The sequence below is a fragment of the Bacillus badius NBRC 15713 genome, assembly GCF_001591605.1.
Classification (GTDB): domain Bacteria; phylum Bacillota; class Bacilli; order Bacillales; family Domibacillaceae; genus Pseudobacillus; species Pseudobacillus badius.
Map to the genome: position 1 here is coordinate 1 of NZ_BCVF01000032.1, position 12950 is coordinate 12950.

Annotated in this window: 16 protein-coding genes; 15 read left to right on the top strand and 1 reads right to left on the bottom strand. The window is 44.3% G+C overall.

Annotated features, from left to right (window positions below; genetic code table 11):
* The first annotated feature begins 149 nt into the window (after positions 1 to 149).
* The 11 genes from BBA02S_RS14715 to rsmI all read left to right on the top strand — a co-directional run bounded on the left by BBA02S_RS14715 (position 150) and on the right by rsmI (position 7676).
* Positions 150 to 341 carry a sigma factor G inhibitor Gin gene (locus BBA02S_RS14715; protein WP_041101859.1) on the top strand — a complete coding sequence of 64 codons (192 nt, stop codon included), beginning with the start codon at positions 150 to 152 and terminating at the stop codon, positions 339 to 341.
* A 58-nt stretch (positions 342 to 399) separates the two neighbouring features.
* Positions 400 to 1830 (top strand): aminotransferase class I/II-fold pyridoxal phosphate-dependent enzyme, encoded by a 1431-nt coding sequence (locus tag BBA02S_RS14720; protein WP_041101861.1) that lies wholly within the window; start codon positions 400 to 402, stop codon positions 1828 to 1830.
* Between the two features lie 16 nt (positions 1831 to 1846).
* Positions 1847 to 2488 carry a dTMP kinase gene (gene tmk / locus BBA02S_RS14725; RefSeq protein ID WP_041101863.1) on the top strand — a complete coding sequence of 214 codons (642 nt, stop codon included), beginning with the start codon at positions 1847 to 1849 and terminating at the stop codon, positions 2486 to 2488.
* Between the two features lie 112 nt (positions 2489 to 2600).
* A complete protein-coding gene (locus BBA02S_RS14730) occupies positions 2601 to 2930 on the top strand; it encodes a cyclic-di-AMP receptor (protein ID WP_041101868.1) in 330 nt (109 codons plus the stop codon).
* Positions 2931 to 2944: 14 nt separating this feature from the next.
* A complete protein-coding gene (locus BBA02S_RS14735; protein WP_041101869.1) occupies positions 2945 to 3385 on the top strand; it encodes a YaaR family protein in 441 nt (146 codons plus the stop codon).
* A 12-nt stretch (positions 3386 to 3397) separates the two neighbouring features.
* Entirely contained in the window at positions 3398 to 4399 is a 1002-nt protein-coding gene (gene holB, locus BBA02S_RS14740; protein WP_041114447.1) for a DNA polymerase III subunit delta', read from the top strand.
* On the top strand, positions 4392 to 5219 hold the full coding sequence (locus BBA02S_RS14745) for a PSP1 domain-containing protein (RefSeq protein WP_041101871.1): 828 nt from the start codon (positions 4392 to 4394) through the stop codon (positions 5217 to 5219). Before holB ends, BBA02S_RS14745 begins: the two co-directional genes overlap by 8 nt.
* A 13-nt stretch (positions 5220 to 5232) precedes the next feature.
* A complete protein-coding gene (gene yabA / locus BBA02S_RS14750) occupies positions 5233 to 5601 on the top strand; it encodes a DNA replication initiation control protein YabA (RefSeq protein WP_041101872.1) in 369 nt (122 codons plus the stop codon).
* Positions 5602 to 5805: 204 nt separating this feature from the next.
* Positions 5806 to 6552, top strand: a complete 747-nt coding sequence (locus BBA02S_RS14755) for a tRNA1(Val) (adenine(37)-N6)-methyltransferase (RefSeq protein WP_041114448.1) — start codon at positions 5806 to 5808, stop codon at positions 6550 to 6552.
* A complete protein-coding gene (locus BBA02S_RS14760; protein WP_041101874.1) occupies positions 6536 to 6811 on the top strand; it encodes a GIY-YIG nuclease family protein in 276 nt (91 codons plus the stop codon). The genes BBA02S_RS14755 and BBA02S_RS14760 overlap by 17 nt, the downstream gene beginning before the upstream one ends.
* Positions 6804 to 7676 (top strand): 16S rRNA (cytidine(1402)-2'-O)-methyltransferase, encoded by an 873-nt coding sequence (rsmI, locus tag BBA02S_RS14765; protein ID WP_087903786.1) that lies wholly within the window; start codon positions 6804 to 6806, stop codon positions 7674 to 7676. The genes BBA02S_RS14760 and rsmI overlap by 8 nt, the downstream gene beginning before the upstream one ends.
* A 186-nt stretch (positions 7677 to 7862) precedes the next feature.
* Here the strand turns inward: rsmI and BBA02S_RS14770 are convergent, their stop codons facing one another.
* Positions 7863 to 8147, bottom strand: coding sequence for an AbrB/MazE/SpoVT family DNA-binding domain-containing protein (locus BBA02S_RS14770; protein ID WP_041101882.1), 285 nt, complete (start codon positions 8145 to 8147; stop codon positions 7863 to 7865).
* A 409-nt stretch (positions 8148 to 8556) separates the two neighbouring features.
* On the opposite strand from BBA02S_RS14770, the gene metG reads away from it, so the two are divergent.
* From metG to rsmA, 4 genes are all read left to right on the top strand, one after another.
* Positions 8557 to 10590 (top strand): methionine--tRNA ligase, encoded by a 2034-nt coding sequence (gene metG / locus BBA02S_RS14775; protein WP_082040283.1) that lies wholly within the window; start codon positions 8557 to 8559, stop codon positions 10588 to 10590.
* Between the two features lie 89 nt (positions 10591 to 10679).
* On the top strand, positions 10680 to 11450 hold the full coding sequence (locus BBA02S_RS14780) for a TatD family hydrolase (RefSeq protein ID WP_041114465.1): 771 nt from the start codon (positions 10680 to 10682) through the stop codon (positions 11448 to 11450).
* An 8-nt stretch (positions 11451 to 11458) separates the two neighbouring features.
* Positions 11459 to 12016 (top strand): ribonuclease M5, encoded by a 558-nt coding sequence (gene rnmV, locus BBA02S_RS14785; protein WP_041101883.1) that lies wholly within the window; start codon positions 11459 to 11461, stop codon positions 12014 to 12016.
* Positions 12013 to 12891, top strand: coding sequence for a 16S rRNA (adenine(1518)-N(6)/adenine(1519)-N(6))-dimethyltransferase RsmA (gene rsmA, locus BBA02S_RS14790; RefSeq protein WP_041101884.1), 879 nt, complete (start codon positions 12013 to 12015; stop codon positions 12889 to 12891). The genes rnmV and rsmA overlap by 4 nt, the downstream gene beginning before the upstream one ends.
* Positions 12892 to 12950: the final 59 nt, after the last annotated feature.

Consider the following 12950-nt stretch of genomic DNA (forward strand, 5'->3'; position numbering starts at 1 on the left):
AACCGAAAAAGGTGATTCAAAAATCGTTTAAAAGCGATTTTTGAATCACCTTTTCTGTTAGGGCTCATATTTAAGAAGAAAATCAAAATCACTAGATTCGTATATTTTCCATACACAGGGGGCATACTAGCTTTCAGGAGGTGGAGAAGATGAAGGAATCAAATAAAATCAAAACCTGTATTGTCTGTGAAAAAGAAAAGAAAGAAGGCTTGTATCTCTATACAGCATTTATTTGCCATGAGTGTGAAAGAGAAATGGTCGAGACAGAGCCTGAATCGCCGAAGTATGCAGAGTTTGTAAAAAAACTAAGCAAAATAAGAAAGCCCCCTGTTTTTTCGTGATCCCGTTCCGTTAGTATGTTAGGCTAAGAGAAAAGTATAAGAAAAGGCAGGATGTTCATTGAAACAAACAGACACCCCAATTGTTGATGCATTACAGCGGCATATAAAGCAGCTCCCTCTGTCCTTCCACGTGCCGGGACATAAAAATGGTTTAGTGCCGAGGGAGAAGCTGCCTGCTGGCTTTCAGTCTTTCTTGCGCTATGATATGACTGAAATCACTGGAATGGATGATCTCCATTCACCTGAAGGCTGTATTTGGGAAGCACAGCAGCTATTAACGGACTTATACCAGACGAGAAAAAGTTACTTTTTAGTCAATGGAAGTACTGTGGGCAATTTAGCTATGATTATGTCCGTATGCAAAGAAGGAGATACTGTTTTCGTCCAGCGCAATGCTCACAAGTCTATTTTTCATGCATTGAAGTTGGCCAGGCTGAACCCGGTTTTTTTAGATACAGAGTATGATAGAGACCTGCAAGCAGCAGGCCATATAGGCCTTGATACATTAACAGCAGCCTATGACCGCTTTCCTTCTGCCAAAGCAGTGGTCTTTACGTATCCCACTTATTATGGAATGGCAGGAATGAAGGAGGATATCATTAAGCTGGCAAAGCAGCATGGCTCCTTTGTACTTGTGGATGAAGCCCATGGTCCTCACTTTATCTTGCCGGAGCCCTTTCCTGCAAGCTCTTTAGAATTGGGGGCAGATATCGTTGTTCATTCGGCTCATAAAATGCTTCCGGCAATGACCATGGGCTCCTATCTCCATGTGCAATCTGCCGATGTGCCGCTTGAAAAACTGGAGTTTTATTTACAGGCACTGCAGTCAAGCAGTCCCTCCTATCCTATTATGGCTTCTTTGGACGCAGCCCGTGCTTATTTAGCCGGCATGACAAAAGCGGATCAGTCATTTGCACTGCAAAGGAGAGACCTGTTAGCCTTGCTGCTGCACCGGAAAGGAATTGAGGTGATTTTTCCGGACGATCCGTTGAAAATGATGCTTAGAAAGTCAGGATACAGCGGTTATGAGTTGCAAAAGACGTTGGAGCAAGTACATATTTATACGGAGATGGCCGATGCGGCTCAAGTTCTCTGTACGCTTCCGCTAGTCAAACAAGGAGATGATGCTTTCTTTAATGAGGCAGCGCAAAAGCTCTCAGAACTTAAATTAGAAGAGAGACCCGCCTGTTTGTTTCCTGCGCCGATACTGTCTCAGCAAAAAGTGTCTGCGCTTGCTTTATCTTATAAAGAGCAGGAAACAGCGCCAATCGAATGGAAAGATATCCAGGAAGTGACGGGAAGAATTGCAGCAGAAACGATTATTCCCTATCCTCCAGGAATCCCATGTATTATGAGCGGAGAAAAGATAGCAGAAGAACAAACGCTGGCAGTGGAGGAGTGGCTTCAGCAGGGAGTTCATATACAAGGCGGACAAAAATTGAAGGAAAAGAAATTGGCTGTTTTCATCGACAACCAGATTAATAACTAATCAAGCGGAGGAAGATATGAAACAAGGATGGTTTATCACGATTGAAGGGCCGGAGGGGGCCGGTAAAACAAGTATTATCCAGCGTTTGACACAGGGCCTGGAAGAAGCCGGACAAACAGTTACCGCCACCCGTGAGCCGGGAGGCATTTCGATAGCAGAGCAAATACGGGAAGTAATTTTGAATAGGGAGAATGTATTAATGGACGGGCGGACCGAAGCGCTGCTGTATGCGGCTGCAAGAAGGCAGCATCTCGTCGAAAAGATCATGCCTGCTCTTGAAGAAGGCCGCATCGTCCTTTGCGACCGCTTTATTGATAGCTCTCTCGCTTATCAAGGATACGCAAGGGGATTAGGCATGGAGGCCGTCTATGACATTAACCGCTTTGCAATTGGAGATTTTATGCCCCACTTGACCTTGCTGTTTGATGTGCGCCCGGAGGTTGGCTTAGAGCGGATTAAAGCTCATAGGGAACAGGAAGTCAATCGCTTGGATTTGGAGGCTCTATCATTCCACCAAAAAGTCAGAGAAGGCTATTTGCAGCTGGCGAGCCAATTTCCTGAACGCATTGCCGTTATAGATGCAGAAGCATCTATTGAGTCCGTTTATCAGGAAAGTTTAAAGTTCATTTTGGCTAAGATCAAAAGCCGGCAAGAGTAAAAGAATTCCTGGAAAAGGAGTTCTTTTTTCATAATATTGTTTGTACAATTCAAAAAAACACTCTTTTTCTTGGTATAATAACAGAAAGAGGATAAAAAGAGGAGGAAAAGGAATGAAGTTAATTTTGGCAGTAGTGCAAGATCAAGATAGCCACCGTTTATCCCAGGCTCTGATAGAGAACAATTTCCGGGCAACGAAACTTGCTACAACAGGCGGGTTTTTGAAGGCAGGAAATACAACCTTTATTATCGGGACAGATGATATCCGTTTGGATCGGGCGCTTGCTATTATTAAAGAAAACTGCCAGTCACGGGATCAGATGGTCGCACCGGTTTCCCCGATGGGAGGCAATGCTGATTCATATGTTCCTTATCCTGTAGAAGTGCCGGTAGGCGGAGCGACTGTGTTTGTCTTGCCAGTAGAGCAATTTCATCAATTTTAATAGGGGATTAGACGATGAAAATCAACAAGGATTTGAACTTCAATATAGATAAGGTGCGGACAGATCAGAAGCCTGGACAGACAGGCTCTTCGAAATTTGCCGGACTTGTTCAGCATCAAGGCCACCAGATGAAAACAGAGCAGCTGGAGAAGCTGCTGGGCGATATTGAAGGGGCGGGAGAACGGTTGGCTCGTTCCCGGACATTTCAAGACATGGCCAAATATAAAACGCTCGTGCGGCGCTTTATTAGAGAAGCGGTCGACTTCGGCATGAACTTAAAGAATTCTCATACATGGAATCAATTTGGAGAAGGACGCAAGTTAAAAACGGTTGAAACGATTGATGAAAAACTAATCCAGCTAACAGAAGATATTATGAAACAGGAAAAATCATCTGTCGATTTGCTTGACCAGATCGGCGAAATTAAAGGATTAATTATAAATTTATACACATAGGCGGGGATGAAAGTGTCCGATATATGGAAAGATTTAAATGAACTGCAGCCTATTGTGCTCAAAATGATAATGAATGGCCTGGCAAAAGGCCGGGTAGCTCACGCTTATTTGTTAGAAGGAGATCCAGGAACAGGAAAAAAGCAAACGGCTCTCTACTTTGCCAAAAGCCTGCTTTGTGAAGAAGAGGGCATAATGCCTTGCAACGAGTGCAGCAATTGCCGGCGGATTGACAGCGGCAATCATCCCGATGTCCATATTGTTGAACCGGATGGATTATCTATTAAAAAGCAGCAGATTGTTTTTTTGCAGCAGGAATTCAGCAAAACAGCTGTAGAAGCGAACAGAAAAATATATATTATCAATCATGCGGATAAGATGACAGCTAGCGCTGCCAACAGTTTACTTAAGTTTTTAGAAGAGCCGGCAGCTGATACCGTTGCCCTGCTGTTAACCGAACAGGCACAGCGGATGCTGCCGACAATTATTTCCCGCTGCCAGCTTCTTTCTTTCAAGCCGCTGCCTCCAGATCTTCTTAAAAATAAATTGATTGAAAAAGAGGTTTCCCTGCCGATGGCTGCACTGGTTTCAAGGCTGACAAATAATTTTGATGAGGCGTTTCGGCTGGGCACTGAAGAGTGGTTTGCACAGTCACGCAAGATAGTGTTAAAATTATACGAAGTCCTGCTGAAGAACCCATTAGAAGCAATGGTAAAATTGCAGGAGGACTTTAACGGGCATTTTAAAGATAAACAACAAGTAAGTCTTGCATTGGATCTTTTATTGCTGCTTTTCAAGGATTTGCTGTCCATTCAGACAGGAAACGAACAAGGGTTGGCGTATCCTGATCAGCTGGCCTTGCTCAAGAACACAGCTCTTCATTCTTCCATTGTAAACACAACAGAGCAGATAACTGCTATTTTAGAGGCAAAGCGGAAACTTGATGCTAATATGAATCCACAGCTGCTAATGGAGCAGCTTGTGCTAAAATTGCAGGGGGGAGCATCCTTTGTATGATGTAGTAGGAGTACGCTTTAAAAAAGCGGGTAAAATATATTATTTTGATCCAATGGATCTGGGCGTTGAGAAAAACGACCATGTAATTGTAGAGACAGCTAGAGGCGTAGAGCACGGTGAAGTAGTCGTCGGGCCGAAAAAGGTAGAAGATGATGATATCGTTCTTCCTTTAAAAAAAGTCATCCGTAAAGCTGATCAGAAAGATCGGCTGATTGTGGAGGAAAACAAGGCGGCAGCGGCGGAAGCTTTCGATATTTGCTGCCAGAAAATCACTGAACATAAGCTGGATATGAAACTTGTTGACGTAGAATACACATTTGATCGCAACAAGGTGATTTTTTATTTTACAGCAGACGGAAGAGTGGATTTCCGGGAGCTTGTCAAAGATTTGGCAGCTATTTTCCGAACGAGAATTGAACTTCGGCAAATTGGTGTCCGTGATGAGGCCAAAATGCTTGGCGGGATTGGTCCATGCGGCAGAATGCTTTGCTGCTCGACTTTCTTGGGGGATTTCGAGCCAGTTTCAATTAAAATGGCGAAGGATCAGAACCTCTCATTAAACCCAACAAAGATTTCAGGTTTGTGCGGCCGGTTGATGTGCTGCTTAAAGTATGAAAATGATGAATATGAAGCAGCAAAAGAGCTTCTTCCTGATGTAGGGACGAAAGTGAACACCCCTCATGGTGCCGGAAAGGTAATCGGTTTGAATATTCTAGAACGGGTGCTTCAAGTAGAAGTATTCAACCACGAGCGGATCCTTGAATTCACTATTGATGAGATTGGGGCAGAAGGTGCCGTGTCAGTACAAGCCACAGAGTAATGGGGTGGAACGGGTGAACAAAAAAGAATTGCTTGATTCGGTCAGCGATATGGAAATGCAAATCAGCCAGCTGTACAAGCAGCTTGGAGATTTGAAAAAAGGTTTAGTGCATACGATGGAAGAAAATCATTCCTTGCGATTGGAGAATGAGCATTTACGGCGCCGGCTGGAAGAAATTGAGTTTTCGCATCAGCAAGCCGGCCGGGAGATGGACAAGGAGACCAGCGATAAGAGTTTTTCAAAGCTGATAGATATAGGCGAAGGTTATGATAACCTGGCAAGATTGTATCAGGAAGGTTTTCATATTTGCAATATTCATTTTGGAAGTCCGCGCAAAGACGAAGATTGCTTGTTTTGTTTATCATTTTTAAATAAAAAATAACTGAGTATGTTAGTGAGGCTGTCCACAAAGGCCGGTACCGAAGCTGTGCAGCATTTGGGGGGAAAGAGAATCTTCTTCCTGGATGAAGCGGCAGTGCGGCCTGTACGGACAGCTTTTCTTTTTGTAAATGCTTTGTTCACTAAGAAGGTTTGAGCCAACCTTCATACGATACTTTGCTTTTGGAAAAACAGGAGGAACGGAAGAATGGTTGTATTAAAGGATGATGAACGGCTTGATTATTTGCTGGCGGAGGAACTAAGAATTATTCAAAGCCCGTCTGTTTTTGCTTTTTCGCTTGATGCGGTGCTGCTTGCAAGGTTCGCCTATTTGCCGCTCAAAAAAGGCTCTATTGTCGATTTATGCTCCGGAAACGGGGTGGTGCCTTTGCTGATGAGTGCCAAAACCAATGTGCCGATCATCGGCGTGGAAATCCAGGAGCGTTTATATGATATGGCTGTGCGCAGCATTGAGTATAATGGACTCAATGAAAGAATTGCTATGGTGCATGGAGATTTAAAAGAGGCTCCGGCTCAATTAGGCTATGAAAAACATAGTGTCGTTACTTGCAATCCTCCTTATTTTGTCACGCCATCTAACAAAGAAGTAAATATGAATGAACACTTGGCTATTGCCCGCCATGAAATTTATTGTACGCTTGAAGACTGTATACGTTCGAGCAGCGAGCTGCTGAAGCAGGGCGGAAAGGCTGCCTTTGTCCACCGGCCAGGCCGATTGCTTGATTTGATCACCTTAATGAGAAAATATCGCCTGGAACCGAAGCGTCTTCGTTTCGTTTATCCGAAAATGGGAAGGGAAGCAAATACCGTATTGATTGAAGGAATGAAGGATGGAGCGCCTGATATCAAAATCTTGCCGCCGTTATTCGTGTATGATGAAAATGGCGAATACACCGAGGAAGTAAGAGAGATGTTATATGGAGAAAAGCACTGATCATTTTTTTTACGTGCTGGAATGCAGTGATCACTCCTTCTATGGAGGCTACACGACGGATTTAGAGAAGAGATTAAAAGCCCACAATTCCGGAAAAGGGGCGAAATATACACGAGGCAGAGGACCTGTGCGCCTGATTCACTGGGAAAGGTTTCATACAGTGACAGAGGCCATGCGGGCAGAATACGCCTTTAAACAACTGACACGAAAGCAAAAGGTGGATTATTTGCAGAGGGAGGGCAGCTGCTATGATAGATAGTCAAAAAAGTTTTATCCATGAGGGAGGGGCTCTTTACCTTGTCCCTACACCGATCGGCAATCTGGAAGATATGACCTTCCGGGCGATCCGGATAATGAAGGAAGCCAATGTGATTGCTGCTGAGGATACGCGCAATACAAAGAAGCTTTGCAATTATTTTGAGATTGCTACCCCGATTACAAGCTATCATGAACACAACAAGGAAACGAGCGGGCAGCAGCTGCTGGAGCGTATGAAACAAGGAGAAACGGTTGCTCTTGTCAGTGACGCTGGCATGCCTTCCATTTCAGATCCGGGATATGAGCTGACAGCTGCTGCTATCAGCCAGGGCATCACGGTGATCCCTTTGCCTGGCGCGAACGCCGCACTGACCGCTTTGATCGCTTCTGGTCTTGCGCCCCAGCCTTTTTATTTCTATGGCTTTTTAAGCCGGCACAAAAAAGAGAAAAAAGCGCAGCTGGCCGAGTTAAATAAAGCACGCAGCACGTTTATTTTGTATGAATCGCCCCATCGCCTAAAGGATACGCTTGCTCTCATGGCCGACGCTTTAGGAGCAGACAGGAAAATCGTACTATGCCGGGAGCTGACAAAGAAGTTTGAAGAGTTTTTGCGGGGGACAATTGAAGAAGCGCTGACTTGGTCAAGAGAAGAAGAAATCCTTGGAGAGTTTTGCTTGATTGTCGAAGGAAATGAAGCGCCGGAGGAGTTGGAGGAGAAAGAATGGTGGTCTTCTTATTCCATTGTCGAACATGTAGATCATTATATTCATGACAAACAGCTTTCCTCCAAAGAGGCGATTAAACAAACGGCCGTTGACCGAAGCATAGGAAAGCGGGAAGTGTACCAAGCTTATCATGTGGAGTAGCCGACTCGTTTCGGTTTAGCGACAAAAGGGGTTCGGAATGGCTTTATTCCGAACCCCTTGTTAATTTCCCGCCTGATTTGAAAGACAGACAGAGCTCTCTGCATAAAACCAAAGCGCTTGGAACGGGAACCAGCGACTTTCATCTATAAGCAAAATAAAAACGAGCCAGCGAGGCTCGTTTGTTTTTTATTTTTGAGAAGCAAATGACTCGGAAATTTCTTTTATAAGCTGTTCTGCACCCTCACGGCTAAGAATTAATTTTCCGCCTGCAAGTTTGATGTTATCGTCTGAAACTTCTCCTGTAATGTGGCAAGTCATGCTTGGTTTATACTTTTTAAGGATGATTTTATCATCGTCTACATAGATTTCAAGCGCATCTTTTTCAGCGATTCCTAATGTACGGCGAAGTTCAATTGGAATAACTACGCGGCCCAACTCGTCAACTTTACGAACAATACCTGTTGATTTCATTTTGTTTGCTCCTTCCAAAATGTTTTTATTAAAAAAACATAAAGCTTAATCGTCAATTTTCGACATATTTTTTACTTATGTCCTTATCATACCAGCTATTCCCAAGGTCGTCAACAAGAAAATGTAATTTTACCAAGGAATGTAAAGGTAATGAAATATTGATATATCAACGTTTCTGGGCTATTGGTTAAAATTGGAATGGTAAATTTCGAAAAAAATGTCGAATAGGACAAATGAAATGTCGAATCCACGAATTCAATGAAGATTAGGAGAGTTTAATATTTACAATTGGCTCTGAATAAGAGAAAATAAAAGAAGCGGTCCTTTTGCCGCTTGCTATGTATATTTTTTTTGTATAATAGTCATAATGTCAATAAATTTAAGTATGAATTGTCCGCTAGGGGCATGAATGGAAAAGAAAGCTCTCAACCGCCGGGTGAGGGCTTTTCTACATAAGAATCAGCGTTTTGAGGAGGGGTACAAAGTGAACGATCAAAAGAAAACTTTTTATTTGACGACACCTATTTATTATCCGAGTGGAAACCTTCATATCGGACATGCCTATACAACGGTAGCCGGTGACGCCATGGCGCGCTATAAACGGCTGCGCGGTTTTGATGTTATGTATTTAACAGGAACAGACGAGCATGGGCAAAAAATTCAGCGAAAGGCGGAGGAAACGGGAGTGACTCCGCAGCAATATGTCGACAATATTGTTTCCGGCATTCAAGAGCTGTGGAATAAGCTTGATATTTCCTATGATGACTTCATTCGCACAACGGAAGACCGGCATAAAGCTATCGTTGAAAAAATCTTTAAGCAGTTATTGGACCAAGGCGATATTTACCTTGATGAGTATGAAGGCTGGTACTGCACACCTTGTGAGTCTTTCTTTACTGAGCGTCAGCTGGAAAACGGCAATTGTCCGGATTGCGGCCGTGCGGTAGAAAAAGTAAAAGAGCAGTCTTACTTCTTCAAAATGAGCAAATATGCTGATCGCCTGCTTGAGTTTTATGAGGCCAACCCGGACTTTATTCAACCGGAATCCCGCAAAAATGAAATGATTAATAACTTCATTAAGCCGGGACTGGAGGATTTGGCTGTATCCAGAACAACGTTTGATTGGGGCATCAAGGTACCGGGTGATCCGAAACATGTCATCTATGTCTGGATCGACGCTCTTTCCAACTATATTACAGCGCTCGGTTATGGAACGGAAAATGATGAGAAATATCAAAAGTATTGGCCGGCCAATGTTCATCTTGTAGGGAAGGAAATTGTCCGTTTCCATACCATTTACTGGCCAATTATGCTGATGGCTCTGGATCTGCCTCTGCCTAAAAAAGTATTCGCCCATGGATGGCTGCTGATGAAAGACGGAAAAATGTCGAAGTCCAAAGGAAACGTAGTCGATCCGGTCACGTTAATTGATCGTTACGGCCTCGATGCGCTGCGCTACTATTTGCTTCGCGAAGTGCCATTCGGTTCAGATGGCGTATTTACGCCAGAAGGATTCATCGAGCGCATTAACTACGACTTAGCGAATGATTTAGGCAACCTGCTTAACCGTACAGTGGCGATGATCAATAAATATTTTGATGGCGTCATTCCAGTCTATAAAGGTTCAAATGGAGAGTTTGATCAGCAGCTCCAGCAAATGAATATGGAAACAGTCAGCCAATACGAGGAAGCTATGGAAAAAATGGAATTCTCCGTTGCGCTTTCTGCTCTCTGGCAGCTGGTCAGCCGGACAAATAAATACATTGATGAAACCCAGCCATGGGTGCTTGCCAAAGCGGAAGAGAAAGACAAGCTTGGCGATGTAATGGTTCATTTAGCCGAATCCTTGCGCCGGATCGCTGTTCTTCTGAAGCCGTTCCTAACACGTACGCCGCAGAAGATGTTTGAACAACTGAATATCCAAAGTGAAGAACTGCAGTCATGGGAAAGCCTGTCTGAATTCGGAATGATTCCAGAAGGAACGACAGTTGTCAAAAAAGGAGAGCCGATTTTCCCTCGTCTTGAGATTGAGGAAGAAATTTCCTACATCAAAGAGAAAATGCAAGGAGCTCCTGAGAAGAAGGAGGAGCCAAAAGAGGAATCGAAAGCGGAATTGGCGGATGAAATCAAAATTGATGATTTTATGAACATTGATTTACGCTCAGCGACTGTCCTTGCAGCGGAGCCAGTTAAAAAAGCGGATAAGTTATTAAAGCTTCAGCTGGATCTTGGCTTTGAAAAACGCCAAGTCGTTTCAGGCATTGCTGAATTTTATAAACCAGAAGAGCTTGTTGGACGCAAAGTGGTCGTTGTTGCTAACTTGAAACCTGTTAAGCTTCGGGGAGAGCTATCACAGGGCATGATTCTTGCGGGCAAGTCTGACGGCGTATTATCATTAGTCCGTGTAGACGAAAGCTTGCCGAACGGTTCACGGATTAAATAAATGATTAAATGGAAAAACATAGAATGTTTCACGTGGAACGATTATTCAACGGGAACGTCTATGTTTTTCTTTTAGAAAGGATGAAAAGATTGCTATTCGATACACATGTTCATTTAAATGCGGAGCAATATAAAGAAGATATAGAAGAAGTGATCGGGCGGGCTCAAGAAGCAGGGGTAGAAAACATGGTCGTTGTCGGCTTTGACCGTCCGACGATTGAGAAAGCAATGGAGCTCATTGAAAAGTATGACTTTTTGTATGCCAGTGTCGGCTGGCATCCGGTGGACGCGATTGATATGCAAGATGAGGATCTTGCTTGGCTGGAAGAACTGGCGGCGCATCCGAAAGTCGTAGCTTTAGGGGAGATGGGGCTTGACTACCACTGGGATAAGTCACCTGCCGATATTCAAAAAGAAGTATTCCGCAAGCAAATCCGCCTCGCCAAAAAAGTTAAGCTGCCGATCATTATTCACAATCGGGAAGCGACACAGGACATCGTTGACATCCTAAAAGCAGAGGGAGCAGAAGAAGTCGGCGGAATTATGCATTCTTTCAGCGGCAGCGTGGAAACAGCTCATGAATGTATCGGCATGAATTTTTACATTTCGCTTGGCGGACCCGTCACATTTAAAAATGCGAAAAAGCCGAAAGAGGTGGCTGCTGCTGTTCCTCTCGATAAGCTGCTCATTGAAACGGATTGTCCTTATTTGACGCCGCATCCATATCGCGGCAAGCGCAATGAACCGGCTTATGTGAAGCTGGTGGCAGAACAAATTGCTGAGCTAAAGGGCTTGGACTACGAAGAAGTAGCCAGCGCTACAACTGAAAATGCCCGTCAGCTTTTTCGCATCGGGCAGTGAGGGCTCCGATGAAAATCAAAGAGATTATTGTAGTAGAAGGAAAAGATGATACAACCGCCATTAAGAGGGCAGTAAACGCGGATACGATTGAAACCAATGGCTCGGCAGTTCCAGCGGCGGTGATTGAAAGCATCAAGCTGGCCCAAGAAACGAGAGGGGTCATCGTCTTTACAGATCCGGACTACCCGGGCGAGCGGATTAGACACATTGTGGCCGGCCATGTGCCCGATTGCAAGCATGCTTTCTTGCCTAAGCATGAGGCGATCGAGAAAAGAGGACGAGGCGTAGGGGTAGAGCATGCTTCTGCAGAAGCCATCCGTAAGGCGCTGAAAGATGCCCAGACAGTTGAGAAAGAAGCCGTCGAACAAATATCCAAGGAAGATTTAGTGGATGCCGGATTAATTGGCGGTGCACAGGCAAAAGAAAGAAGAAAAAGGCTTGGCGAAAAGCTGCGGATCGGCTATACGAATGGCAAGCAGCTTTATAACCGGCTGCTTATGTTCCAAATTACCCAGGAGCAGTTTGCCCAAGCTTTAAAAGAAGTGTTGCAGGAGGAAAGAACATGAAGGATATTGCTACTCCCACGCGAACGAAAGAGATACTGGAGAAGTATGGTTTTTCTTTCAAGAAAAGCTTAGGACAAAACTTTTTAATCGACCCTAATATTTTACGGCGGATTACTGAAACAGCGGAGCTGACGAAGGAGACCGGCGCCATTGAGATCGGGCCTGGCATTGGTGCTTTGACAGAGCATGTGGCCCGTTCTGCAGGAAAGGTCGTGGCTTTTGAAATTGATCAGCGGCTGCTGCCGATTCTCTCTGATACGCTGTCTCCTTATGATAATGTGAAAATTATTCATGAAGATGTGTTAAAAGCAGATGTCGCTCAAATAGTTGAGCAGGAATTTACTGATTTTGAACAGTTAATGGTCGTGGCCAACTTGCCTTATTATGTGACGACACCGATTATTATGAAGCTTCTTGAGGAAAAAGTCCCGATTAAAGGCATGGTTATCATGCTTCAAAAAGAAGTAGCCGACCGCATTTCGGCCAAGCCGGGCACGAAGGAGTATGGTTCCTTGTCAATTGCTATCCAGTATTACATGACAGCGGAAACCGCTTTTATTGTGCCGAAAACCGTCTTTATGCCGCAGCCCAATGTCGATTCTGCCGTGATCAAGCTGTTGAAAAGAGAGAAGCCGGCGGTTGAAGTGACGAATGAACAATTCTTCTTTACAGTTACCCGTGCGTCCTTTGCCCAGCGCCGGAAAACGATTTTAAATAATTTAACGAATCAGCTGCCTCAAGGCAAAGAGAAGAAGGAAGCGGTCATTGAGGCGCTCAGCCAGGCTGAAATTGAGCCTTTGAGAAGAGGGGAGTCCCTTTCTCTTGAAGAATTTGCCCGCCTTGCCAATGCCCTTTATCCTGTTTTTAAATCATAAATTGAGGATCGCTGGGGTGGCTGATTTCCACTCCAGTCTCTTCTCTCTGCGTTCTTGAA